This is a genomic window from Bacillus sp. FSL P4-0334 (assembly GCF_038004825.1).
Taxonomy (GTDB): domain Bacteria; phylum Bacillota; class Bacilli; order Bacillales; family Bacillaceae; genus Bacillus; species Bacillus velezensis.
Genome location: NZ_JBBORX010000001.1, coordinates 334,144 through 359,339 on the forward strand (window position 1 = coordinate 334,144; position 25,196 = coordinate 359,339).

Annotated in this window: 24 protein-coding genes and 1 pseudogene; 6 read left to right on the plus strand and 19 right to left on the minus strand. The window is 48.0% G+C overall.

The genetic code is table 11. The annotated features are described in order from the left end of the window. Positions 1-11 precede the first annotated feature (11 nt). The 3 genes from NSQ37_RS01710 to NSQ37_RS01720 all read right to left on the minus strand — a co-directional run bounded on the left by NSQ37_RS01710 (position 12) and on the right by NSQ37_RS01720 (position 2,607). On the minus strand, positions 12-986 hold the full coding sequence (locus tag NSQ37_RS01710) for a LacI family DNA-binding transcriptional regulator (RefSeq protein WP_341123131.1): 975 nt from the start codon (positions 984-986) through the stop codon (positions 12-14). 68 nt (positions 987-1,054) lie between these two features. Next, positions 1,055-1,723 (minus strand): YczE/YyaS/YitT family protein, encoded by a 669-nt coding sequence (locus NSQ37_RS01715; RefSeq protein WP_063094168.1) that lies wholly within the window; start codon positions 1,721-1,723, stop codon positions 1,055-1,057. Continuing rightward, positions 1,720-2,607 carry a Cof-type HAD-IIB family hydrolase gene (locus tag NSQ37_RS01720; protein WP_015240623.1) on the minus strand — a complete coding sequence of 296 codons (888 nt, stop codon included), beginning with the start codon at positions 2,605-2,607 and terminating at the stop codon, positions 1,720-1,722. Before NSQ37_RS01720 ends, NSQ37_RS01715 begins: the two co-directional genes overlap by 4 nt. A gap of 491 nt (positions 2,608-3,098) precedes the next feature. Between NSQ37_RS01720 and NSQ37_RS01725 the strand changes: the two genes are divergently transcribed. The 3 genes from NSQ37_RS01725 to NSQ37_RS01735 all read left to right on the plus strand — a co-directional run bounded on the left by NSQ37_RS01725 (position 3,099) and on the right by NSQ37_RS01735 (position 7,028). Next, positions 3,099-3,956 carry a MurR/RpiR family transcriptional regulator gene (locus tag NSQ37_RS01725; protein WP_015240624.1) on the plus strand — a complete coding sequence of 286 codons (858 nt, stop codon included), beginning with the start codon at positions 3,099-3,101 and terminating at the stop codon, positions 3,954-3,956. A 172-nt stretch (positions 3,957-4,128) separates the two neighbouring features. Then, positions 4,129-5,673: a gluconokinase gene (gene gntK, locus NSQ37_RS01730; RefSeq protein ID WP_007407372.1), complete on the plus strand. Its 1,545-nt coding sequence runs from the start codon at positions 4,129-4,131 to the stop codon at positions 5,671-5,673. Positions 5,674-5,699: 26 nt separating this feature from the next. Next, positions 5,700-7,028: a GntP family permease gene (locus tag NSQ37_RS01735; RefSeq protein WP_007407373.1), complete on the plus strand. Its 1,329-nt coding sequence runs from the start codon at positions 5,700-5,702 to the stop codon at positions 7,026-7,028. Positions 7,029-7,074: 46 nt separating this feature from the next. Here NSQ37_RS01735 and NSQ37_RS01740 read toward each other — a convergent pair whose 3' ends face one another. From NSQ37_RS01740 to NSQ37_RS01750, 3 genes are all read right to left on the minus strand, one after another. Beyond that, the gene (locus tag NSQ37_RS01740) at positions 7,075-7,287 is read right to left on the minus strand and encodes a hypothetical protein (protein WP_060562545.1); all 213 of its coding nucleotides are present in this window, start codon (positions 7,285-7,287) and stop codon (positions 7,075-7,077) included. Positions 7,288-7,381: 94 nt separating this feature from the next. Then, on the minus strand, positions 7,382-7,666 hold the full coding sequence (locus NSQ37_RS01745) for a hypothetical protein (RefSeq protein WP_045208953.1): 285 nt from the start codon (positions 7,664-7,666) through the stop codon (positions 7,382-7,384). Between the two features lie 118 nt (positions 7,667-7,784). Then, entirely contained in the window at positions 7,785-8,555 is a 771-nt protein-coding gene (locus tag NSQ37_RS01750; RefSeq protein ID WP_060562544.1) for a putative immunity/bacteriocin fusion bifunctional protein, read from the minus strand. 400 nt (positions 8,556-8,955) lie between these two features. On the opposite strand from NSQ37_RS01750, the pseudogene NSQ37_RS01755 reads away from it, so the two are divergent. Next, a pseudogene (locus NSQ37_RS01755) lies at positions 8,956-9,440 on the plus strand (T7SS effector LXG polymorphic toxin); the annotation flags it as partial. A gap of 201 nt (positions 9,441-9,641) precedes the next feature. Here the strand turns inward: NSQ37_RS01755 and NSQ37_RS01760 are convergent. The 5 genes from NSQ37_RS01760 to NSQ37_RS01780 form a co-directional block, all read right to left on the minus strand. Further along, on the minus strand, positions 9,642-10,364 hold the full coding sequence (locus NSQ37_RS01760) for a LutC/YkgG family protein (protein ID WP_060562542.1): 723 nt from the start codon (positions 10,362-10,364) through the stop codon (positions 9,642-9,644). Further along, the gene (locus NSQ37_RS01765; RefSeq protein WP_007407375.1) at positions 10,364-11,794 is read right to left on the minus strand and encodes a LutB/LldF family L-lactate oxidation iron-sulfur protein; all 1,431 of its coding nucleotides are present in this window, start codon (positions 11,792-11,794) and stop codon (positions 10,364-10,366) included. Before NSQ37_RS01765 ends, NSQ37_RS01760 begins: the two co-directional genes overlap by 1 nt. Before the next feature lie 27 nt (positions 11,795-11,821). Then, positions 11,822-12,538: a (Fe-S)-binding protein gene (locus NSQ37_RS01770; protein WP_060562541.1), complete on the minus strand. Its 717-nt coding sequence runs from the start codon at positions 12,536-12,538 to the stop codon at positions 11,822-11,824. A 182-nt stretch (positions 12,539-12,720) separates the two neighbouring features. After that, positions 12,721-13,911 carry an aminotransferase-like domain-containing protein gene (locus NSQ37_RS01775; RefSeq protein ID WP_341123135.1) on the minus strand — a complete coding sequence of 397 codons (1,191 nt, stop codon included), beginning with the start codon at positions 13,909-13,911 and terminating at the stop codon, positions 12,721-12,723. Between the two features lie 30 nt (positions 13,912-13,941). Next, on the minus strand, positions 13,942-14,661 hold the full coding sequence (locus tag NSQ37_RS01780; RefSeq protein ID WP_015240627.1) for a FadR/GntR family transcriptional regulator: 720 nt from the start codon (positions 14,659-14,661) through the stop codon (positions 13,942-13,944). Positions 14,662-14,866: 205 nt separating this feature from the next. On the opposite strand from NSQ37_RS01780, the gene lutP reads away from it, so the two are divergent. After that, positions 14,867-16,543, plus strand: coding sequence for an L-lactate permease LutP (lutP, locus tag NSQ37_RS01785; RefSeq protein ID WP_326365158.1), 1,677 nt, complete (start codon positions 14,867-14,869; stop codon positions 16,541-16,543). 37 nt (positions 16,544-16,580) lie between these two features. Here the strand turns inward: lutP and rpoN are convergent, their stop codons facing one another. Further along, positions 16,581-17,891, minus strand: coding sequence for an RNA polymerase factor sigma-54 (rpoN, locus tag NSQ37_RS01790; RefSeq protein ID WP_225649650.1), 1,311 nt, complete (start codon positions 17,889-17,891; stop codon positions 16,581-16,583). Between the two features lie 77 nt (positions 17,892-17,968). Here rpoN and yvfG point away from each other — a divergent pair, with 77 nt between their 5' ends. Then, on the plus strand, positions 17,969-18,187 hold the full coding sequence (gene yvfG / locus NSQ37_RS01795) for a protein YvfG (RefSeq protein WP_003151570.1): 219 nt from the start codon (positions 17,969-17,971) through the stop codon (positions 18,185-18,187). Between the two features lie 13 nt (positions 18,188-18,200). Here the strand turns inward: yvfG and NSQ37_RS01800 are convergent, their stop codons facing one another. The 7 genes from NSQ37_RS01800 to NSQ37_RS01830 are packed head-to-tail and all read right to left on the minus strand — an operon-like array spanning position 18,201 to position 25,192. Next, a complete protein-coding gene (locus tag NSQ37_RS01800) occupies positions 18,201-19,166 on the minus strand; it encodes a polysaccharide pyruvyl transferase family protein (RefSeq protein WP_341123137.1) in 966 nt (321 codons plus the stop codon). Beyond that, positions 19,145-20,317 (minus strand): DegT/DnrJ/EryC1/StrS family aminotransferase, encoded by a 1,173-nt coding sequence (locus NSQ37_RS01805; RefSeq protein WP_007407381.1) that lies wholly within the window; start codon positions 20,315-20,317, stop codon positions 19,145-19,147. Before NSQ37_RS01805 ends, NSQ37_RS01800 begins: the two co-directional genes overlap by 22 nt. A gap of 4 nt (positions 20,318-20,321) precedes the next feature. Then, entirely contained in the window at positions 20,322-20,969 is a 648-nt protein-coding gene (locus NSQ37_RS01810; protein WP_326365156.1) for an acetyltransferase, read from the minus strand. Further along, on the minus strand, positions 20,966-21,574 hold the full coding sequence (locus NSQ37_RS01815) for a sugar transferase (RefSeq protein WP_012118505.1): 609 nt from the start codon (positions 21,572-21,574) through the stop codon (positions 20,966-20,968). The genes NSQ37_RS01810 and NSQ37_RS01815 overlap by 4 nt, the downstream gene beginning before the upstream one ends. Continuing rightward, a complete protein-coding gene (locus tag NSQ37_RS01820; protein ID WP_341123140.1) occupies positions 21,571-23,088 on the minus strand; it encodes an MATE family efflux transporter in 1,518 nt (505 codons plus the stop codon). Before NSQ37_RS01820 ends, NSQ37_RS01815 begins: the two co-directional genes overlap by 4 nt. Then, a complete protein-coding gene (locus tag NSQ37_RS01825) occupies positions 23,085-24,119 on the minus strand; it encodes a glycosyltransferase (RefSeq protein ID WP_124692717.1) in 1,035 nt (344 codons plus the stop codon). Before NSQ37_RS01825 ends, NSQ37_RS01820 begins: the two co-directional genes overlap by 4 nt. After that, on the minus strand, positions 24,116-25,192 hold the full coding sequence (locus NSQ37_RS01830) for a polysaccharide pyruvyl transferase family protein (protein ID WP_341123143.1): 1,077 nt from the start codon (positions 25,190-25,192) through the stop codon (positions 24,116-24,118). The genes NSQ37_RS01825 and NSQ37_RS01830 overlap by 4 nt, the downstream gene beginning before the upstream one ends. Positions 25,193-25,196 lie beyond the last annotated feature (4 nt).

A 25,196-nucleotide genomic window follows, 5' to 3' on the forward strand; every position in this document is an offset into this window, starting at 1 on the left:
AAGTGGTCTTTTTAAGTTGACTTTCTTTTCATAAGTTTTAGGTTCAACTTATTTATATTGGGGACATCTTTGTTATTCATTAAGTTATATAATAAATTTGCTGCTGTTTGTCCCAACTCTTTAATAGGTTGATGTATCGTTGAAAGTTCTATTACCTTAGATATCGGCTGATTATCAAATCCTATAACCGCCAGTTCTTCAGGTATTCGTATTCCCTGTCTTTTCGCTTCATAAATGATCCCTGCCGCAACATAATCACTTCCTACAACCATTGCCTCAGGACGAGGTGACTTATTTAGTAATAATTTTGCTATTTCTATACCATTCTCAATAGTGTACTGTTCCTCAAAGTACCAATTATCACTCCATTTCAATCCGTATTCATTTTGAAAGTGAAAAAATGATTTTTTTCTGCTTATGCCAACACCGCTCTTAGGATTTCCTATACACAGACCAATGGATTGATGTCCTTGATTTCGCAGATGATCAATTGCCATTTTGATTCCTGACTCATGATTAATAAATATATGTGCAACCTGTTTGCTTGCAGAAGCTTCACAGGAAACAATATTGCCAAACTCAGATATCTCGTCGAGTACGTGATGGGGGCTTACACAGGATCCCAAAATAAGACCGTCAATCAGTTTGTATTTCAATCTGTTAAAAAACTCCATTTCTTGTTCAGGATCGTTATTTGATTGGTGCACAAGTAAACTATAATTATGTTTATTACACTCTTCGCCTATTCCGGCAATCAGTTTACTGAAAAACGGATGGTTGATTTTAGGAACAATGACTCCGAATACATTTGTCTTCCCCCTGGATAGGTTAATCGCGTTGAAATTTGGTACATAATTTAATTCCTTCATAGCTTTTAACACAGCGTCCCGCTTCTCAGGTTTTACATAAGGATGATTATTGAGAACTCTGGAAACTGTTGTCCGAGAAACGTTCGCTTTCTTTGCTATCTCTGTAATGTTTGTCATTACTGTTACTCCTTCTTAGACAGCGTTATCAGGATTTCACACTGAATAACACAAGGGGAAAAAAGCATTTAATGAATAGTTTTATCATGGCCTGCATGAATATGTGCGCCTTCATGTCCCACACTATAAATAGAACGGGGCTTCCCCATCTTGTGTAATAGTTTGTCAAATAAACCTACTAATATCCCCAGACATAGCAACACAATGATGGTTCCTATCCCAATCGGCCCCTGAAGAATGATTGCAAGCACAAAAGCTAAAGCTTCCCCTATCGTCTTTGTAATATTAATACCCCAACCTGTGCGTTCAGTAATAGCCAACATTAATTCATCATTCGGTATCGAAGGAAAAGATGCTCTTAAATAAATAGCGATTCCCATAGCCAATATACACAACCCTATCAAAAATAAACTCCATTGAAGAATTACAGAATCTGTTTTTAAGAACGAAAGAACCTTTAAGTTTAAAAGGTCAACAAAACTTCCAATAATAACAATCGGAATAAAACCGGCTAGATTAGGAAACCGCATTTTTATGAGGCTGTTTATAAAGATAAGGATTCCTCCGACAATGAAAACCCATGACCCGATTGTAAGGCCAATGAGTTCTGATAAAGCCACGTTTAGAGCATCCCAGGGGGCAATCCCGGTATTAGATTTAATCATACATACAACCCCTACGGATAAAATAAACAATCCGACAATATAGATTAAACATCTTTTCACAAAATGGCTCATGGCTGTATACTCCGCGGTTTAGGGTCTTCTTCTTTCGTCAGAATGTAATGATCAAAAGCATAAGATACACCACACTCATCATTCGATAACGTTTTAAAAGCAGCCAATTGAATAAGCTTCTTATCTGCATTTCCCATGGCTATCCCTATTCCTGCTGCATGAAACATAGGCAGATCATTTAAATTATCACCTATTGCGATTGCATTCTGCGCATCCGTTCCATAATGTTCACAAAGTTTATTTAATGACGCTCCTTTATCTACTCCTGCACTTGTGATTTCAAGATTGAATGCTCCTGAACTCGTTACGGCACACTCCTTCAGTTGTCCAAAATATTCTTTAGCTTTTTTTAATTTTCTTTGGTTTGGCGAAACGATCATACATTTTATGACATACCGATAATCGATAGGGTCAATTGTACCCGGTATTTCCTCTAACCCGTATTGATGGATTTGAGCTTTAATAGAACTCCAAAATACTTCTTGATTAAAATGAGGTTCTTCCATTACCGTATTGTAAAGTTCTTTTTCAAGCTGCTGAATTCCTTGATTTGATACGACAATTTTGTCAGATAAGTAAAGCTGATAATAGATTTCCTCTTTATTTAACCATGTTATGATAGGTTGGATTACATCTGAATCCATAAAATGTTCGAATATTACCTGATTTCCCACATCAATTTGAGCGCCGTTTGAAGCAATAATCGGAAAATCCAAATCATATTTATTGATGATGTGTTTTGCATCAAATAAAGCTCTCCCTGTAGCGATTGTTACAAGATGACCTTGTTTTTGTCCGAGCTTTAAAGCTCTTACATCTTGTTCTTGGATAGTTAAGTTCTCTGATAACAGCGTGCCATCTAAGTCAATTGCAATTACTTTCATGTGAATTTCCTCCTCAGAGTTTAAAAATCATTGAAAGTATAATGTATGGTACGCGTTTCAGAGCAATTAGATTATTATATTAATTTGAAGTTTTTCTCCAGAAGCTGATTAGACCTGTGCTTCTCAAGTGTTCTCCTGCTTAATGATCCTTCTCTTTTGATCAATCCAATTAATAAAGAACTGACTGCTAATGGCGGAACACTAATTTGAAGAAATTCATCTGGAACTTCAAGCGCTGGCAACTCACTAGAAATCGGACTGTAGCAGGACAGCTTTCCATCATGTGTTTGACTTATGGCCGGCGACTTGGGCACCGGCACTTTTCAGTTTTTGTAAAAATCGGATGTATGAAGTGTCATTGAGGCGGTGTCCCCGATATACTTTTCTCTTTTCTTTCATTTGCAGTAAAGAAAGCAAAACCTGATTCCCTTATGACAGAACTTGCTTTATCATAAAAGTATGCGTTTACATTCGAGTAGGGAGGTTATAGCATGACCCCTGTGAATTCAAGCAGCATCGGGAAGATTCAGGCGGCCAGCAAAGGTTTGTCGCCAAAATTGAGAGCGATTGCAGACCATATCGTGAAGGAACCGAAAGACGTGATTCACCTTTCCATCATTCAGCTGGCGGAAAAAACGAAAAGCTCTGAAGCGACGATTTTCAGGCTGTGCAAACGGCTCGGTTTTTCCGGCTATCAGGATTTAAAAATCGCGCTTGCTCAGGAGATCGTTCAGGAGCCGGTGCAGCACATTCATGAAGAAATGAGCCCCGACGACGATATCGAAGTCATCATCCGGAAAGTTTTCCGCACAAACATTTCCGGTCTGACCGATACCTTTCATTTATTAGATCCGGCCGACGTTGAAAAAGCGGTAGAAATGATCCACCGCGCGGACAGAATCGAATTTTACGGAAACGGCGGTTCCGGACTGATCGCCACAGACGCATATCATAAATTTATGCGTACGGGTATAAATTGCATCGCGCACACGGATTCTCACTTTCAGGCGATGTCAGCGGGTCTTCTCGGTCCCGAAAGCGCAGTCATCGGCATTTCTCATTCGGGAAGCAACAAGGACGTGCTCGACGCGGTGAAAACGGCCAAATCGCTCGGCGCCGGCACGATCGGCATTACAAGCTACCAAAAGTCGCCGCTCACCCAGATTTCCGACGTGGTGCTGTATACATCAACAAGGGAGACGGCTTTCAGAACGGAAGCAATGTCCGCAAGGCTTGCCCAGCTGTCGGTCATTGATACACTGTATTTCGCCACGGCCCGGCTGCGGCAGGAGAAAACGCTCGCCAACTTGCAGCAAATCAGAAAAATGATCGCGCACAAACGTTTGTAATATTTATTTTTCAAAAGAGAGAATGCCGATACAGCGGGAATTGAGGCAATTTTATGAAAAAAATTTTCTTCTTCATCGTTGATTTATAAAAAAATTATTCCTATAATTGACTTTGTAAGGGCATACATTATTAATCTATCTTATTATTCAATCAGATTAGGCGGGATATATTATGAAGGAAACCCAAGCTGTTATCGGTCTGGATATCGGCACGACCAGTACGAAAGCCGTTCTGTTCGGACCAAGAGGCAAAGTATTAGCCAAGCATTCGGTTCACTATGATTTAATACAGCCAAAGCCGGCATGGGCCGAGCAGGATCCTGAGCACATTCTGGAAGCGGTTATCGGAAGCATCAGGGGCGCCGTCACAAAGGCCGGACTGAGCCCTGACAATCTGCTTGCAATCGGCATCAGCACCGCCATGCACTCATTGATAGCTGTCGATCAAAACGGCGGCCTGCTGACCAAAAGCATCATTTGGGCGGACAACCGCAGCGCCGAGCAATCAAAACGGATTTTAAAAGAGATGAACGGTTTTGATATTTATAAAAGAACGGGTACGCCGATTCACCCGATGTCTCCGCTTTCCAAAATTGTGTGGATGAAAGAACAGGACAAGGAGACATTCGCGAAAACCGCCAAATTCATCAGTATTAAAGAATATATTCTGCACGAGTTTTTCGGGACTTATGTCGTCGATTATTCGATCGCTTCGGCAACAGGGCTGTTCCGTTTAGATACGCTTTCCTGGGATGAAGAAGCGCTCCGGATTGCCGGAATCCGGGAAGATCAGCTGTCGGACATCGTGCCGACCACTCATCAGCTGCGCGGCCTTGCGCCGGAAATCGCTGCACGGATGGGCATTCATGCGGATACACCGTTTATTATCGGCGCAAATGACGGCGTGCTCGCCAACCTTGGAGTCGGCGCGATCGGCAAAGGCGAAGTGGCCGTTACGATCGGAACAAGCGGAGCCGTGCGTTCGGTGACGGATGCGCCGATTACGGATGAAAAAGCGCGGACATTCTGTTACGCGCTGACTGACAAGCATTGGGTCATCGGAGGCCCGACGAATAACGGAGGCATTATGCTGCGCTGGCTTCGAGACGAATTCGCTTCTCCGGAAGTCGAAACGGCGAAGCGGCTCGGCATTGATCCGTATGATTTAATGATTGATATCGCTGATAAAGTGCCCGCAGGCTCTGAGGGATTGCTGTTTCTGCCGTTTTTATCAGGGGAGCGCGCGCCGTTTTGGAATCCGAATGCCCGCGGAACGTTTTTCGGCATCAGCCTCCGCCATAAACGGGAGCATTTTATCAGAGCGGTGCTGGAAGGCGTCATCATGAGCGTCTTTTCAATCGGTGTCGCACTGAGAGATTTGGCGGGCCCCGCAAAAGACGTGCGGGCTTCGGGAGGATTTGCGAGGTCGCCGCTGTGGAGGCAGATTTTGTCCGATACGATGGGACGGGAAGTCCTCGTTCCGGAAAGTTACGAAGCCTCGGCGCTCGGAGCGGCCGTTCTCGCTTTGCACAGCCTTGGCGAAATGGAACGGATCGAGGATGTTCAGGACTGGATCAGAATTTCTCACCGCCATGAACCGAACGTCAAAAACAGCGAAACATATATTGAGCTGTTTTACTTATACGAGCGGCTGTATGACAAGCTCAAAGATGAATTTGACGTCATCAGTGAATTTCAGCTCAAACAAAGCCGTTAATTCTTCTTTGAAAGGGTGAAAAGGTCATGTTACTGTTTATTGTCATTGCCGCTATTATCGTTTTACTCTTATTGATTACGGTCGCTAAATTAAATCCGTTTATCAGTCTTTTGATTACATCCATCCTTGTCGGTTTCGCAACGGGCATGAATCTGCCGGACATTATCGCTTCGATGAAAACCGGGCTCGGCAATACGCTGTCGCTGCTTGCGATCGTGCTGGCCCTCGGTACGATGCTCGGAAAAATGATGGCTGAATCAGGCGGTGCGGAGCGTATCGCCCACACCCTGATCGGCCGCTTCGGCAAAAAGAAAGTGCATTGGGCGATGATGGCCGTCGCTTTTATTGTCGGCATCCCGGTCTTTTTCCAGGTCGGCTTCGTCCTGCTCGTGCCGCTTTTGTTTACGATTGCGATTGAAACCGGGGTTTCATTAGTGACGATCGGAATTCCGCTCCTTGCGGGACTTTCCGTCGTGCACGGATTGGTTCCGCCCCACCCGGCGGCGATGGCGGCTGTCGGCATTTATCACGCCAATGTCGGAAAAACGATTTTGTTTTCTTTAATCGTTGGGATTCCGACTGCCATCATCGCGGGGCCGCTTTACGGAAAATGGATTGGTAAGCGCATTCACAAACCCGTTCCCGAACTGTTGAAAAAACAATTTATTGAACGGAATGAAAAACGCAAGCTTCCGGGATTCGCAAATACATTGTTTACGATATTGGTACCGGTGATCCTGATGCTTATGGCAACGCTTGCCGAAATTGCGCTTCCGGAAAAAAGCACGCTCTATGAAACTTTTAAATTTATCGGCGACCCTGTCACGGCGCTTTTAATCGCAACGGTTTACTCCTTTTTCAGCCTTGGTTTTTATCAGGGCTTTGACAGAGAAAGCATTTTAAAATTCAGCAATGACTGTCTGGGACCGATTGCTTCCATTCTGCTTGTGATCGGAGCCGGCGGCGCTTTTAACAACGTCCTGATTGATTCAGGCGTCGGCACGTATATCGCTGACATGGCGAAGCATTCAAGCTTCTCTCCCGTTCTTTTAAGCTGGACGATCGCGGCGGTCATCCGTGTCGCCACAGGTTCAGCGACTGTCGCCATGATGACGGCGGCCGGCATTGTTGCACCGATTGCATCTGTCATGCCGGGCGTCAGCAGTGAGCTTCTCGTATTGGCAACGGGAGCGGGCTCTTTGATTCTGTCACATGTCAATGACTCCGGTTTCTGGCTCATTAAAGAGTATTTCGGAATGACGGTCAAAGAAACATTCCTGACATGGACGGCGATGGAAACGATTATTTCTGTCAGTGCAATCTGTTTTATCATGATCATTAACGCGTTTATATAAAAACAAACCCCGGCCGAATGAAGTGACCCCTGTCAAGCAGACAGTGTTAAAAAGACACGAAGCAGCCTGAGTCCTGTATTGATATGGGCTCAGGTTGTTTCACTTCTTTTGGAACCGTTGATGATTGGTAAAAATGAATATATTTACATACTGCTTCTTGAACTGCTTCAGCTGTCTGATAACCCATCCTATCATTTAGGCGAAGATCAACAACTTTTTTCTTAAAGTGAATATCATAAGTTTTACGTGTTTTCCCCATAAAAAATCCCCTCCATTGCAGACAGATCAGTATGCTTTCTTTTTTCTGTCTGCTATGAGGGGATCATATCAATATGAGCTGGGCTCTTCTTTCTTTAACGAAACAAAAGAACAGCTAATATCCCTAGATTAATTATTCCTAAAAGGAAGGAAACGACCGCTATCCCTTTGTTTTTCTGCATAAAATAAAGACCGTTTATAACCAAGATACAGCTGATCAAAGCATCAAATAATCGGAGAGCCATAACGTTAAAATCAACTTCCGACTCAAAAAAGCTAAATATCGATACTGCTATTAAAAAGATTACTGATACTGTGATATAAATCAACCAGTCCCTAGATGCATTGCTCTTTTCAGTTTCTTTTTGAATACTGTTCATGAGTTGTTCAAAACCACCTTATAACAATATTTCCTAAATCTTATAATATGCGCCTAATCATTTTCAATGCATCGTTATAATGATAAAAAAGAGGGGTATTTCTTCCCCCCCTCCTTAATTATCCGCAAATTAATTTTATTGCTTTGCTTTTTGAGTTGTGCTTGATAATAACACAAACTGTTCCGCAACCAATACCAATTGCTAGGTTGATGGCCGCAATTCTTAAGCAAGAAAGAGCACAAGAGCCTCCATTTGCTATATCATATAACCAAGATACAGCCGCTCTGCAGCTCATCATAGTTGATGCTTTTGTTTCTTCCGCAGAATCTTTTGAATCCTTTAAGTACTCTTCTACAGAAACTTCTGTTCCATTATCCAGTTTGACTTTTCCGCCTTCTGTTAAGTTTACATCTTCGACAACTTTACCGGATTGTTTTATTTGTAAATTAAGAAGTTTTTCTGATTCATCAAATATAATGTAAGTTTCAATGGTATCGAATATTTGTTCAGTTTTCAGATCAACAAAATATTGTGCTGATGTTAATCCAGACTCCATATCATCAACAGGAATTGTTACCACAGCCATGCCTTCTTTTACATTTACAATCTCTTCATTTTGTTCATTTGAAAGTCCAAAGAAGCTGTTTTTTGGTTTTTTCACCAACTTGTTTTGTTTGAATTCCTTTGAGGCATAGACAATTTCTTTTGCTTTTTGTTGATCTTCTAATGGTCCCGATGACTCAGGAACCCCTGATTGGCATGACGTACAATTTGTTTTTGCTTTCCCTAAAACATTTGAATTAGCTTTAACACTAGTATTAAAAGAAAAAATCGTTACTAATGTAAGTGTGAAAGCCATTAACAGTGAAAAAAAGCCTTTCTTACCCATCAAATACCTCCCCCTTTTCCATATTTTAGGTGATCACATGAAGATTGTAACTTATTCCCAATTTTAAATCAACAAAAAAACAGATAATTCTATTAAATTTTCAAAAATGTCTCTTTTAAAATAAGCGGACTTTATTTTCACTGTCAAAAAACTGTCTATATGCACTTTCTTTTCGTTCGTAAATACAATCATAGAAAACCCATACATCAGGTGAAATTGCTGAGACATCGGCGTCGGTTTCAAAACAAAAGATCGCAAAAGATAAAATAACACGGATCAAATTGATCATTTCTTACTTTTGTATCACATTTCGTCTGTTTCTTCATTGCCCCATGGTAAGATCTTGTTGATCCATTTAAACAAAAGGATATGAATATGAAAGTATTGGAAGCCAAAAACACTGCTATCAGAGGCAGATAAACGGGCAAAAGAATACAAAGAATTAAGAAGCCAGATGGTCAATCTTAAAAAAGCCTTCAAAGCCGTAGCTGACTTAGATGACAGTGAGTTTTCCGGAAAAGGCGCTGACAACATCAAAGTATTTTATCAAGATCACGCTGATGTGGCTGACAATTGGATTGATCTAATTGATATGAAAATTGCTTTTTTGACAAGCATTTCAGGCGCTTTAGAGGACGCCAGCTTGTCTGACGCATACAAAGAAGAATCTTGCTGGAACACGAGCTGGCTAACGCCTGCACCAAGTCAAAATCCATTATGTCTGAACAGAAGAAAGCGTTGAAAGGTATCCTGCTTGATATCAATGATATTCTTCCGCTTGAATTGTTCTCGACAGAAGACTTCAAAGACGAACTTGCAGATACAGAGGACAAACGTAAAAAAACAGTCGATAAATTAGGAAGCGTGGACGAAGCACTTGTTACTTCAATGTTCATTTCTCTGGCGATTGTCTGATAACCCATCCCATCATTTAGGTGAAGATCAACAACTTTTTTCTTAAAGTGAATATCATAAGTTTTACGTATTTTCCCCATAAAAAATCCCCTCCATTGCAGACAGATCAGTATGCTTTCTTTTTTCTGTCTGCTATGAGGGGATCATATCAGAAAACCGGGGTTTGTTTTTTTATCGGTCATTCACGAGGATATAAGCGGCTTTAACGGGTCCGTGGACGCCGACAACCAAATCCATTTCGATATCGGCCGAGTTGCTCGGTCCAGTAATATAGTTGATGCAGGAAGGAACGGTGACGCCGTCTCTGATCTGCTGTTTCAGTATATCGCTGGCCTGTGTCATTCTCGGCACAATGGAAGATTTCGGGATGATTGCGATATAGGTGGTCGGAAGCAGGCTGACAGAACGGCCGGCATGCTCTGACGCATACAAAACGACGGTGGCTGATTCCGCAAGCGTGATCTCGCTGAATGTGATGCCCACATTCGCTTGTTCCGCTTTTTCAATATTTTTCGCTCCTTGTTCCGCGTCCCATTCCCAAACGGGAATCCCTTCATCCGGCCACTCTTCTGTCATAAGGGTCTGCAGGCCGTACGTTTCAAAGCGGCTGTCCTTCGGAATGATGACAGGCCCTCCTTCAAAGCGGTTCACCTGCGTGCGCAAAGCGTCGTAAAGCCCGGCTGCATCCGTTTCGATCAGTTCGGTATGAATGTTGACGCAGTGGTCTTTGAGCATCGTGACAAGATCGTCTTCCGTACAGCCCGCATGCGTTTGATATTGAGGCTGATACTTCCATCCAGGCAGGGACACGCCTGATTTCCTGCGCTCTCTGCCCAGACTTTCGGCGATCCGGTTTAAAAAGGATTCCTGATGTGTAACCGTCCCTTTCATCATCATTCTTCCCCCTTTTGTTTTTCCCGGTCTTTAAACCAATCTCTGAATCTCGATTTATGCGGCGCCGGGAAGTCCCGTATTGCCGTCCATTCTTTTAACGGCCCCGGCCCTTTTGATATTTTGTCATCTTCCGTAAACGGCGTCATGGCGGCAGGCGCCCATTTCGATCCCATTTTATAAAGGGACGGGGATGACGAGCCGAGCCCGAAGGCTTTCATCGCCAGTTTTTCGCTGATCGGCGCTTTGCCCTCTTTTTCCACGATGTTCTGCCGATGCTTGAGCAGCAGCTCGTGCAACGGAATTTTAACGGGACATGCTTCCGTACAGGCCGCGCATAAGGAAGATGCGTACGGGAGCTCCTTGTATTCGTCATATCCGCCGAGAAGAGGCGATAAGACGGCGCCGATCGGACCCGAATAGATGGACCCGTACGAGTGTCCGCCGACATGCCGGTACACGGGACAGACGTTGATGCAGGCGGCGCAGCGGATACATTGCAGCACCGATTGGAATTCCGTGCCGAGTATGCGGGAACGCCCGTTGTCCACAACCACGAGGTGGAATTCCTCAGGCCCGTCAGCTTCTCCTTGCTGACGAGGACCCGTCAGCGCCGTAATGTAACTTGTAAGCCGCTGGCCGACGGCGCTTCTCGTCAGCATGCTGACAAGTACTTCAAACTCAGAAAATGACGGAACGATCCGCTCCATTCCCATCACGGTGATCTGCGTCTTCGGCAGCGCGGACACAAGGCGGCCGTTTCCTTCGTTCGTCACGAGACTGACCGATCCGGTATCCGCGATCGCAAAGTTGCAGCCTGTAATGCCGACATCCGCTTCGAGAAATTTTTTCCGGAGAACGCTGCGCGCGTGCATGACGAGCTCTTCCGGTTTTTCCGTCTGTTTGTATTCGAGTCTCTCTTTAAATACGTCACGGATCTGCTCTTTGTTTTTGTGAAGAGCGGGAGCAACGATATGTGACGGCGGATCGTGATCGTCAATCTGGAGAATGTATTCGCCGAGATCCGTTTCTGTGACTTCACAGCCCTCTTCCTCAAGCACTTCGTTCATATTGATTTCTTCTGTCACCATGGATTTGGATTTTACGATTTTTTTGGCGTTTTTCTGCCGGATGACATCGCGGATATAGGAGGACGCTTCTTCCGCCGTTTCGGCGAAAAAGACGTGTCCGCCTCTGTTGGCGACATTTTCGGCGAGCTGTTCCAAATAGAAATCAAGATTGTCCAGCACATGCTGTCTGATTTCTTCCGCATGAGAACGCCAATCCTCCCAGTTTCCCAATTCTTCGGCCGCCTGAAGCCTTCTTGTCCTGAGCCGTTCCTGCGCTCCGGAGACGGCTCCTCTCATAAACTCATTATCTATTCCTTCTGATACCCGCTCTTTAAAAGCGGCGGTACCGATTTTCATCGCCATGATTTTCCCCCCTTGTTGTTTCTCGTGTTATCTGCTGTTCAGCACTTCGGCGATGTGCATGACTCTGACGTTTTTATCCTTACGGTCAAGACGCCCGCCGATATTCATCAGACATCCGCAATCCGCTCCGATCAGCACCTCGGCCTCCGTGTCTTCCACGCAGGCGACCTTCTCATCCACCATTTGTTCAGAGATTTGCGCCATTTTCACAGAAAACGTTCCTCCGAATCCGCAGCATTGGTGCTTTCCGGGAAGCGTGGTCAGCTCGAGCCCCTTGACATGGCGCAAAAGCTTCATCGGCTCCTCCGACACGCCGAGCAGCCTCGTCATATGGCACGATGTATGGACTGTCGCTTTTTTATGCAGCACCGCCCCGACATCCTCCACCCCGAGAACGTTGACGATAAAATCCGTTAACTCATATGTTTTGTCCGCAAGCTGCTGCGCTTTTGCCGCCCACTTCGGATCGTCCTGAAACAGATGCGGATATTCACGGAACATCGTCGTACAGGAACCTGACGGACTGACAACGTACTCCGCTTCTTCAAACGCGGCAATCATCCGCTTCATCGCTTTTTTCGCATCCGTCACATACCCGCTGTTGTATGCGGGCTGCCCGCAGCAAATCTGCCCCTCGGGAAAATCCACCTCACACCCGAGCCGTTCCAGCACCTCAACCGTCGCCTTTCCGACATTGGTCTGGAACATATCCACAAGGCACGTGACAAATAATGAGACTTTCATGATGAACCCCTCTTTCATCCTCAATATGTGATCCGGTCATCTGATGACCTGTTTTTGGGAAAGCTCTATGAATATCCTACACTATTCTGAATATGGATTGGAAGGTTTTTCTGAAAAATCCTTTCGTCCGATGCGCTGAAGGGGACAAAAAAAAGAGAAGCCCGAAAGCTCCTCAAGCTGCTCTACATCCCGTTTTCCAGCAGACGTCCCAGTTTTTGCACACCCTCTTTTATCGCGGCTTTACCGGCATAACTGAACGACAGGCGAAGATATTCCGCACCGTCTTCCTGATGCAGAAAAAAATATTTACCGGGTACATAGGAAACGCCGTGAGACAGAGCCCTCGCCAGCATTGCGGATGTATCCGCTCCCGGCACTTTCACCCATACAAAGTAACCGCCTTCAGGCACGTGCCAGGATGCGGATTCCGGAAGATATCGAGCTGATGCGGCGAGCAAAACGTCACGTTTGCTTTGATATGCTTCCCGCAAGACGGCGAGCCGTTTTTCAACATTCGTTTGTTCCAGATAGACGGCGGTCACCGCTTGGGAAAACGGGTGGCCTAAGTCTTTTTTTAACCATGACAATGCCGTGATGAATGCAGCGTTCCCTGCAATCCAGCCGATCCTCATACCCGGGGCGATGACTTTTGATAATGAACCGGCGTACAGCACCCGGCCGTTTTGACCCATGGCTTTCAAGGGCGGCGGAATATCGGTGAATCCGAGCTCGCCGTATGCATCATCCTCCAAGATGAGAAAATCATACGTTTCGGCAAGCTGAAGCAGGCGGGTTCTCCGCTTCGCTGACATTACGGTTCCCGCAGGATTCTGAAAAGCGGGTATCGTGTAGAGAAGACGGGGAAGCAGAAGCCCTTTTCGTTTTCTTTCCTCAAGCATGAACGCTAATGTTTCTGTTTGCAGGCCCTCTTGATCTGTCGGAACGCTCATGATATGCGGTGTGTAATTTTTAAAAATCTCGAGCGCTTCCATGTAGACCGGAGCTTCAACGGCAGCGGCGGTTTGTTCATCGAGGAAAACCCGTGCAGCCAGATCTATCGCCTGACAGGCGCCTGACGTCACGAGCAGCTCATCGTCCCGACAGTGAATGCCGCGGATGGCTAACCGTTCTTGAATCTGCTTTTTTAATACGGCCATCCTCGGGCTTCCCATATAATGCAGCGGCAGATCGCGCTCCTCATCCAGAAGGCGGGCGGCGGCTTCTTTCAGCTCCTTATCAGGAACGAGTGCGCGATCGGGATAGCCGGAATGCAGGGGGATGCACGCTTTCGGAACTGCCGGCATCCATTCCCCGGGAGGATCGTTTGTCAGAGCTTTCTTTACATGGTCAGAAAAAAAAGATTCGGCCTGCATGTGATGTTATCCCCTTTCACAAGTCAGCTTCTATACATTTTCTTCAAAATAAGCCCCCAGCACTTCTTCCACATTCGTCAGGTGCGCGGTCATCGCGGCTTCCGCTTCATCCGCGTCTTTGGCGGCGACGGCGCTGTAAATGCGTTCATGCTCTTCATACAATCGCTGCACGCTCGTTCGTTTAGAAAACAGCCAAATTTTTCTCGTTTCTCTCATCGTTTCCAAAAGGAGCGCGGAGACATGATTCATGAGATGCTTGAGCAGCCCGTTTTGTGATGCTTCCGCCAGCGCCATGTGAAAGGAGAAATCCGCTTTTTCGCCCAATTCTTCGTCTCCGTCAATGTCTTTCATCTCCAGGAGAGCTTGGCGGATTTTTTGTAAATCGTCTTCCGTGCGTTTTTCAGCGGCCATGGCGGCGACGCCGAGTTCAAGCAGCTTTCTGACTTCGAGCAGCTGTTTGACGTCCTCTTTTTTCATCAAGAGGGCGGAAGAAAGCGGCTGGGAAACATGAGACGGCTCAAATTCTCTTATGTATGTGCCTTCTCCCTGCTTCATGTCGACGAGCCCCATCGCTTTCAAAGCCGACAGCGCTTCTCTGACCGCCGAGCGGCTGACCTGAAAACTCTCAGAAAGCGCCTGAACGGAATCAAGCTTTTCACCCGGCTTAAGCTCGCCCGCTTTTATCTTCTCCAGCAATGCGTCAGCGACTTCCTCGTAGATTTTTTTCGTTTTAATTTGTTTATATTTCAACGCGATCACCCCATCACTTGTGAATCTTGATGTTTATCGTCTATTATACTTCTTTTTTCGCACCGCCGACAGGTTCAGACAATTTGTTCAAGAAAAGTATTGTACTTTCAAAACTTTCAAAATATAATGCTAATTAACCCGGTCATCAGATGACCTTATCATAAAAAGTAATCGCTTACATGACATAAGGAGGGGTTTTTTAGGGATGCAATGGACACAGGGGTACGCTCCTTTAGGGGGAAATTTGCTTTTATCGGCAGCTTGCGCGCTCGTGCCGATTATCTTCTTTTTTTGGGCGCTTGCGGTGAAACGGATGAAGGGGTACATCGTGGGGCTTTTAACGTTAGCCGTTTCACTTTTAATCGCTGTATTTGTTTACGGCATGCCGGCTGAAAAAGCGGTGATGTCCGCTTCTCAGGGAGCGGTGTACGGGCTGCTTCCGATCGGCTGGATTATCGTCACATCGGTCTTTCTGTATAAAATCACCGTGAAAACGGGACAGTTTGAGATTATCCGGAGTTCGGTGCTCTCAATTACAGATGACCGGCGTTTGCAGGCGCTGCTCATCGCCTTTTCATTCGGGGCGTTTTTAGAAGGCGCCGCCGGTTTCGGCGCTCCCGTCGCGATCTCGGCCGCTTTGCTCGTCGGACTTGGTTTTCAGCCGCTGTATGCGGCGGGAATTTGCCTGATTGCCAATACGGCGCCCGTTGCCTTCGGCGCGATCGGCATTCCGATTACCGCCGTCGAAGGTCCGACCGGGATACCGGCAATGGAAATTTCTCAAATGGTCGGCCGGCAGCTTCCGTTTTTATCCGTCTTTATTCCGCTGTACTTAATCATTTTGATGAGCGGGTTTAAAAAGGCTTTTGAGATATGGCCGGCCATTCTTGTTTCCGGCGTCTCCTTTGCGGCCGTGCAGTACGCAAGCTCGAATTTTTTAGGGCCTGAGCTTCCGGATGTGCTGTCGGCGCTTGTTTCCATGGCCGCGCTCGCTGTGTTTTTGAAATTTTGGAAACCGAAAACGGCCTTTCGTTTCGCGGCAGAACGGGAATCAGCAGCGGCCGCTGACCGGGCGCCGATCAAGTACGGGGGCGCCGCGGTGTTTAAAGCGTGGTCTCCTTTCCTTCTTCTGACGGCCATGATATCCGTTTGGGGGATTCCCGGCGTGAAGGCTGCCTTAACCGGTCATTATGAAGGAACGTCAATGTGGCTTTCCTGGCTGAATGCAGCCGGGCGTGCATTGACCTTCACGCCTCCCGTCCCATTTGTAAATCAGCAGATTCTTCAGGCGGACGGCACGCCGATTGAAGCCGTGTACAAACTTGAGCTTTTCGGTTCAGCGGGGACGGCGATTCTGATTGCCGCCGTCATCTCCAAGTTCGCCCTCGGCATGTCGTGGAAGACATGGGGCGAAGCGTTTATAGAAACGGTGAAGGAATTAACGCTTCCGGTCGTGACCATTGTTTCTGTTGTCGGCTTTGCTTATGTGACGAATGCTTCCGGCATGAGCACGACACTCGGTCTTGCGCTTGCCATGACGGGCGCGATGTTTACCTTTTTTTCGCCGGTGCTCGGCTGGCTCGGCGTATTTATTACCGGCTCTGATACGTCGGCCAATCTATTGTTCGGCGGATTGCAAAAGGTGACGGCGCTCTCTGTCGGGATGGACCCGGTTCTCTCCGTTGCCGCCAATTCATCAGGCGGTGTCACCGGAAAAATGATTTCTCCGCAATCCATTGCGGTTGCCTGTGCCGCTGTCGGTCTGGCGGGCAAGGAAGCCGACCTTTTCCGTTTTACGATTAAGCACAGTCTGTTTTTGCTTCTGCTCGTCTGTCTCATTACATTTTTACAGCATCATCTGTTTTCATGGATGATCCCGTAACACGGAGAACCTCCCCGGGGTTTGGCTCGGGGAGGTTTCAGCTGTACCGTTTTCTCGCCGATGACGGCGGAATATTTAATTGGTCACGGTATTTGGCGACGGTGCGCCTTGAGATTCGGATGTCATATTGTTCATGCAGCAGATCGGCAAGCTTTTGGTCTGAAAAAGGTTTCTTTTTATCTTCTTTACCGACCAATGCCTCCAGATGCGCTTTTACGGCATAATTGGAGGCGCCGCCGTCCCCTGACGATTCAGCTTTCGCCGAGAAAAATGTTTTCATTTCATACAGTCCGTACGGCGTCTGAACGTACTTCCCTTTGATGGCCCGGCTGATCGTTGATTCGTGGAGCTCCAGCGTTTCCGCCACCTCTCTTAAGGTCAGCGGCTGCATTCCGCTTTTTCCTGTGAGAAAAAAGGATTCCTGCCGTTCAGTCAGGACGCCGATAATTCTCGTGATCGTTTGTTTTCTTTGCGACAAAGCCCGGTTCAGCCAGCGCCATTCCTGATATTTTGCCGACAGATAATTTTTCGTGTCACGGCACCCGGCAGCTGACAAGAGCGGCTGATAATGGGTATGAAGCTGGATGTCAGGAAACGAACGGCTGTTGAGCCGTGCTTGAATGATGCCGTTTTTCACTGTGATGAAAATATCCGGTTCCACGTAAAAACCCGGCTCCTCATGCGCATAACGGAGCCCCGGCCTCGGATCAAGGGCGCTGATCATGTCAGCGATGTCCTGAATGGCTTTAAGCGGAATGCCCGTTTTCAGTGTAAGCGCTTTCCAGTTCTTTCTTGCAAATAGCTCAAAATAGGCGCCGGCAATCCATTCCGCCTGTTCGTTCCGTTCGGGAAGACGGCGGAGCTGAAGAAGGATGCATTCCTGCAAAGACCGGGCGCCGATTCCCGCGGGCTCAAGGGACTGGAGCTTTTTCAGAACCGCTTCCGTCTCCTCTTGTGAAGCGGATACATGGTCGGCGGCAGCTTGTATGTCCTCTTTTAAATATCCGTTTGAGTCCAATGAATGTATCAGATAATTGAAAATCTTTTTCTCATCATCGGACAGCTTCATATCTAAGGCTTGCTGTTTGAGCGAATCCTGCAGCGTTTTGCGGGTATGTCTGATCTGCTGGCTTCCGTCCCGTTCTTTCATCCTGTTTTTACTTGTTTTATGGTAAGATAGTGGCGGCGTGTCTGTTTCCTTTCGTTCAATCAGAGGGTTTTCCAGTGAGAGCTCATCAATATATCCGGCCAGTTCCGCGGAATTGTATCCGAGTAATGTGATAGCCTGTTTAAGCTCTTGCGTTAATTGAGGCTTTAACATTTGTGTTTGCTGAAGTTTGATATCCATCATGCTCACTCCCCTTTTTTCATTGTACATGATTGGTTTCATACCGTATATACTTATTAAAAGGAGTTGCTTTATAGATGTCAGAACTTTTTTCTGTTCCTTATTTTATTGAAAACTTTACACAGCACATTGAAATGAATCCGAATGAAGACCGAATTCATGCGATGAACAGCTATTACCGCTCCGTCGTCTCAACCCTTGTTCAGGATCAGCTGACGAAAAACTCGGTTGTGCTCAAAAGAATTCAGCATTTGGATGAGGCGTACAACAAAGTAAAACGCGGAGAAACAAAATAAACCTTCCGCTCATTCACAGCGGAAGGTTTTCCTTCGTGCCGGCGGTTTCCCCGATCAGACGGACATCCGGCGCTTCGTGCATCCAGGTGTAATAATAGTTGGCGTTTTTCCCGTATGAATTATCAATGACGGTATTCGGTTTCCCGAGAAGCGAGGACAGAATGTGGCCGTGAAGCCTTGACGTTTCCACCGATTCGTACCTGCTGAAAAACAGGACCGATTTCTTCGTTAAGAAATCGGAATAGCGTTTCCAAAACCGCGCAATCGGCAGCGGGTTTCCCGCTTTTTTATTCAAAACATTCAGCGTTTGGAAAAAAGCGATTCCCCTGCGGTCGCTTGCTGACAGCACATCCTGCCAGTCGCAGCTTTTAACGGAAGAATTGTTTTGCAGCTTCGGATTGATTTCCCCATCCGTGCGGATAAAATGAAGCCTGCCGCGTGACGGAGCCGCTGACGCCGCCATCGGATACAGCTGATGGGCCATATCAGGCATAAGCCCGATATGATTCGCCGACAAAAAGCGTTTCGCAGTCTCGTATGACACATGATCTCTCGTAAACAGGTGGAGATCCTTGTGCTCCGCAAAAAGCGCCGCTGTCTTCTCAAGCCGTGTCTCATCCTGATAATAGATGGATTGCGGCAGGATGACGATCCTTTTTTCCGGAAAGGATTTGACGATTTTTTCCCTGAACGTCTGATAGTACGGATAGAGATCCCCGAAATTTCCGCCACCCTGACAGACGATGATCGTCTTTTTGTCCGCCCGGCGCCCGAATGGAAAATTGTCGGGATTCCAGCGCTGTCTGACGCGGATGCCGTGCGCTTTAAAAAACGCCTCCGTCCCTTTCATAATCAATAAATCCCCTACATTTCCGTAGAGGGGATAGTCGGCATAAATGATGTCAGATTGCGGCGGTATAACGCTGAGCAGACCCGTCAGCGTCTCTTTTAATCGGTTCATAACATGGCGGCTGTCCATGTTTTCTCCCCTTTCGTTTCAAACAATTGCGCAAGTGCGTCAATGACACGCTGCTGCTCCTCAGAAGACAAGTCAGACCCGGACGGCAGACAGATGCCCCGGCTGAAAAGGTTCTCAGAGACACGCTCATGTTCGCTGTGAGGATAAAAGACGGAAGATGAGAAAAGCGGCTGCGTATGCAGCGGTTTCCACAGCGGCCGGGCCTCAATGTTCTGTTCCGCAAGACAGGCGACGGCTTCTTCCGGCGTCACGCCGTTATCAAGCGTCAGAGCCGTCAGCCAGCGGTTTGAAACCGTTCCTTCAAGCTCCGGCATCATGCGGATGCCCGGATATGTTTCCAGCGCTTCCCGATACCTGTGAAAGATTTCTCTCCTCGCCCGAACGCGATCTTCGAGCACTTCCAGCTGCGATATCCCCACGCCCGCGAGAATGTTGCTGAGCCTGTAGTTATACCCGAGCTCGCTGTGCTGGTAATGAACGGCGGCATCTCTCGCCTGGGACGCAAGAAACCTCGCTTTTTCAATCGCGGCTTCATCGTCAGACACGAGCATGCCGCCTCCCGATGTTGTAATGATTTTGTTGCCGTTAAAGGAATAAATGCCGAAACGGCCGAACGTGCCGCTCTGCCTGCCTTTATATGTTGATCCTAAGGACTCGGCAGCGTCTTCAATCAGACAGACGCCGTATGCGTCACAAAGGCTCATTAATTCATCCATTTTCGCGCTTTGGCCGTAAAGATTGACGGCGATCACCGCTTTCGGGAGTCTGCCGCGCCGCTTTGCATCCCGCAGCGCCCGCTCAAGCGCATCGGGCGACATATTCCAGGTCTCCCATTCCGAATCAATAAAAACGGGCTCAGCCTGCTCATACACAATCGGATTCGCCGTGGCGACAAACGTAAAGGAAGGACAAAATACAACGTCTCCTTTTTTCACACCCGCAAGCCGCAGGGCAAGATGGATGGCGGCCGTTCCCGAGCTTACGGCCGCCGCGCTTTTCACTCCCGCATATTCCGCGAGCCGCGCTTCAAACGAATTGACGAGCGGACCGAGCGGGGCAATCCAATTGGAACGGAAGGCTTCTGCGATGTATTCCTGTTCTTTTCCGCTCATATGAGGCGGAGACAAATAAATCCGTTTGTTTGTTTGCATGAAATCATCCTTTTTCATTATGGATAGGGGAGATGACGCGGGCCGGAACGCCGACCGCCGTCACATGGCCGGGAATCCGGCTGATGACCGCAGCCCCCGCGCCGATAACGGACCAAGGGCCGATGTCAATCTGCGGTATGACGGACGCGCCGATTCCGAGGTGCGTTCCTTCCCCGACTTTCACTCCGCCGGCAAGCGCCGCGCGCGGTGAAAGATGGACGTAATCTCCGATTGCATTGTCATGATCGGCAACCGCCCCCGTATTGATGATGCAATGGGCGCCGATGTCAGCGCCCGCCTGAATGACGGCGCCCGCCATCACAACCGTTCCGTGTCCGACGGAAGCCGTTTCACTGACGATCGCCCCGGGGTGAATGAGTGCGGCATAATCGTCATCTTCAAGCCCAAGCGTTTCAGCGAACTGCTTTCTGACGCCGTTGCGGCCGATGCATATCGTGAATACGGCCTCGGGGACGAGTTTCCGAAGCATGGGCACGTCTTTCGTCCGACCCGTATATAAACCGTTCCGAACGGCAAAACCGCTGAATCCGTCATCCAATACGCCCGCAAGCTCCATATCGGAACGGGCCTGCACGATTTCCTTCACGACTTTTCCGTGTCCGCCGTTTCCGATCAGCACGACCTTTTTCATGATGACATATCTCCGCTGCCTGTGAAGCGCTTTGCCGTCACATGGCCGGCTTGATGTATGCCTTCTGACACGAGAACTTTTTTCACTGTTAAAAGCAGAATCTTTAAGTCGAGAAGAAATGTGCGGTTGTCGACGTACCACACGTCGAGCTTGAATTTTTCCTCCCATGAAATCGCGTTTCTCCCGTTAATCTGCGCCCAGCCCGTAATCCCCGGCTTCACCTCGTGGCGCCGCGCCTGCTCCGCCGTGTAAAGCGGCAGATAATCCATCAGCAAAGGGCGGGGGCCGACAAGACTGATATCTCCTTTGAGCACATTAAAAAGCTGGGGAAGCTCATCGATGCTCAGTTTTCTGATCAACCTTCCCGTTTTGGTCAGACGGAGATGATCCGGAAGCAGCACACCGTTTTCATCACGCGCATCCGTCATCGTTCTGAGTTTATACAACGTAAACGGACGACCGTTATGCCCCGGTCTCGTCTGTTTGAACAATACCGGAGACCCGATGGCGCATCTGACGGCTGCCATGGCGAAGAGAAGGATGACGCTCGCGCCGCACAATAACAACATCGCGGCCGCTATATCAAATACACGTTTCGCCTTCAAATCTGAACAGCTCCTTTCACTTTTCGGCATTTCTGTAAAGCAAGCCGCCTTTCTTCTTTCGTACAAATGAAGAAAAAAGCGAATGCGGCATAGCTCATGCATACGGCAAGCCCCGCGGCGATCAGGCCGGCCCAGCTGTCAAGCGGTGAAAACAGCCGGATACCCCGGCAGACAGCCCAGGCAAATACGGCCGCCGCCAACGGGCCGAACATGCCTTTGTAAAACGCGGTTTTCTGAAAGCCCGTAATATACGAAACATACAGCGGCGTGAAGACAGCATTTTTCAAAATGAGAGAGACTGCACCGGCGATGGTGATGCCGTACAGCCCGAGATGTGCCGGTCCGCTGAGAACCACGGCCAATATGACATTCAGTCCGCCTAAACATAAAGTAACGACGGCGGGCATTTTTTGTTTATTAAAAGCCGTCCATACGTAAAAAAGCGGCATGACAGAGAGACTGACCGCCAAATACGCGGCGTGAATATATAAAAGCGGCGCCGTCTGCACAAACGACGGGCCCAGCCAAATCGCCAGAAACGGTTCGGCAAGCCCTCCTAATAATGCGGCGGGAAGCGCGAGCAGAAGCCCGTTCATCCGCACAGCCTTATTGGCGTAAGACAGGAGACCTTCCATATCCCCTTTTGAGTAATAGGAAGTCAAAACCGGCGCAAACAGTGAAGCAAGCGTCCCGGCAAGACTTCTGAGCAGGAGCGGGAATTGAATAATCGCCGCATAGACACCCGCCTCAGACGGCCCCAGCACGAGGTTGGCCGTCATGAGGTCAATCTGCAGAAACAGCAGCACGCCGATCTGGTTGACAGAGCTCCAGGCACCGGCTGAAAACAGCACTTTGCTCGTCTGTAATGACAAGGTTTTACGGCTGAAAGAAAACCACGGAATCAATTTCTTAAAAAAGAAAAAAGTCAGCACGGCCGCACAGACGGCTCCCGCTAATGCCGAAAGCTGGATCTGCCAGATTTTCGGCGGCAAGCACGTAAATAGAGCGAGCACACACAGCACCCTGACCAGCATTTGCACGGCCTGAATGGAGCTTGTGATATAAAGCTTGTTGGCAAAAAACGGCCCCGTCGCGAAACCCGCCATAAAAAACGTCAGCATAAACAGCACGCTGCCGATTACAATAGAGAGCCTCACATCCGTTAAGAGCCCGGCCGGCACATTCATAATCTTGTCAATAAAAAAAGCCGTCCCGGCGAGCGGCACAGCGAGTAATAGAGATATCACGACAGACGCGGCTAAATAATTGCTTACATACGCATTGGCCTCATCCCTGTTCCCCCTGTGGGCGGCGACGGAGAAAAACCTCACAACGACAGAGCTCAGCGCAACGGTAATAATAGAGAAATAGTTAATGATATTCTGTGTCAGATGGACAAACCCAAAAGCCTCCACACCTAATGTTTTCACAATAAAGGGCGTCATCCACACTGATAAAAACACCGATAGTAAAAACGCCGTCACATTGGCGCCGAAATTAATGGCAAATTTCATGCTCCTTCCGCACTGCCTTTCTCTTTCGATTTCCGTTCGAAAAACGCATGCAGAAGAAGAGGAAGGCGCATTTTGCACAGGCCGAGCACCACGCGCTCCCCCGCCAGCAGCTGTTTATGGCGGCACGGCGTCCTGCGCACCGCCGTTTTTACCATGTCATACGTTAAGATTCTGCCGATGTGCGCCGTAATCTGATGTGACGGCTGCGGGGCGGCGCATGCGTTGGCGATCAGCATCGGAATCTGATGCTTGCACAAATATGTATCGATATCGCTCCGGCAGGCGTCCGTCAGCCCGTTTTCCTCATAAAAAGCCATTTTCGCTTTATATTGCCTTTGCAGTTCGTGATCTAAGTGGGGCTTAAACGGTGTTTCTGTAAGACTTTGCGGATTTTCCCGGTAGATATACAGCCCTTCGTCTATCACTTTGATACGCGCGGCTTGGCGGAACGCTGCCAAATTAAACGGAGAGTCTTCGGCAAACCGGATATCTTCATGGAACAACAGCCCTTGCAATGCTTCTCTCCGGTATATATAGCGCCACACATACCAAATAAACCGATGTTCGTGCGCGCGGGTCAGCAATGCAGTCATTTCATCCGCTGTGAAGACGCGGCCCGGCGGAAGGGACGGCGGCATATATGTTCTTTTCTTAGACGGCGTTTCCTTATAATAGCCGCATCCGGCGATATCCAGCCGGTTCTTCTCCGCTTCTTCATAAAGCCGCTCGAACATCGTTTCCGTCACATAGTCATCGCCGTCCGCAAAACCGATATAACGGCCGCGGGCGGCTTTTATTCCGGCATTGCGGGCCGAGCTGAGGCCGCCGTTTTCTTTATGAATCACCCGGATTCTCGCATCTTCTGCGGCGAATTGTTCAGCAATCCGCCCTGACTGATCCGGTGAACCGTCATTGACGAAAATGATTTCGATGTCTCTCAGCGTCTGTTTTGTTAAAGAAACCGCGCATTCTTTCATAAAAGGCTCTGTCTTATACATCGGCACGATCACGCTCACAAGCGGCGCGGTCATTGGGCATCACCGCTGATTTTCGAGCGCAGCCCGGCAAAATAAACACTGCGCAAAGAACCGCCTTCCTCATGCTTGCCGCTGATCAGCCGGTTTACGGCAGACGTTACGGCTTCAGGGTCTGGACGTTCAAGCAATGTCATGTTCGGTATGTTTTTCAGCCATTGATAGCCTTCCATCACCTTATGATCAAACGAACGAATGACGACACAAGGCGTTTTCGTCAGCGCACAAAAAATCATCCCGTGAAGCCTGTCAGTGACGACAGCTTCCGCGCCTTTCAGCGTATTCCAAAGCGCCTCCAGCTCCTTTTCACGCGTATGGCGGCTGACCCTCCGGCCGACCGTCGTCGTAAAGGAATACAGCTCTCCGTACTCTTTTGCCAAAGCTTCTTTTACCATCGTTCTGTCCTCAGCCGTCAGCGCACTCTCCTTATCCTCCCGTAAACAGAGGTAGATCCCTTCCCGCGGGATGCGCCGCTCGCTTTTATCCAAATATAAGACCATGTCAGGCTGTTTGAGCACTTTTTTTCCGGGAAAATGACGCTTCATCCATTGATACGTCGTCTCATCTCTCGCCATTAACAAAAGGTCGGGATGCGCATTGTACACTTTTCGGGCGCGCTTCAGTTCCTTCCGTCCCTTTTTTGATTCAGAAAAGTGAGCCGTCGCCGGAAGCTGAACGATCCGATATTGCCGGAATGTTTTGATGATAAAGCGGCGCGTCCATTCCTCATACCGGTACAAATCCCCCATGTTCCCGCCGCCGATGATGAATACCATATCATCGGGGTGGCGCTTTTTGATCAGCGCTTTTGCCGATCTGTATATATCCTTCATATCCACTTCGACAATGTCAAAATCGGGATACTCCCGTTCAAGAAACGTTTTGCTTGCGTAGGCGATGGCGTGATCGCCGAGATTATCGTGGGACGGGAGCAGCGTCAGAATGATCTTTTTTCTTGCCGCTGTAAGCCCCGCCCCATCCGCTGCCGTTCCGAAATGAAATTGGGACGGGTATTTGACCTTAAGCAACAGCCATTCCGCGAGATTGATTTTTAAAGATTGTATCGACATGTCT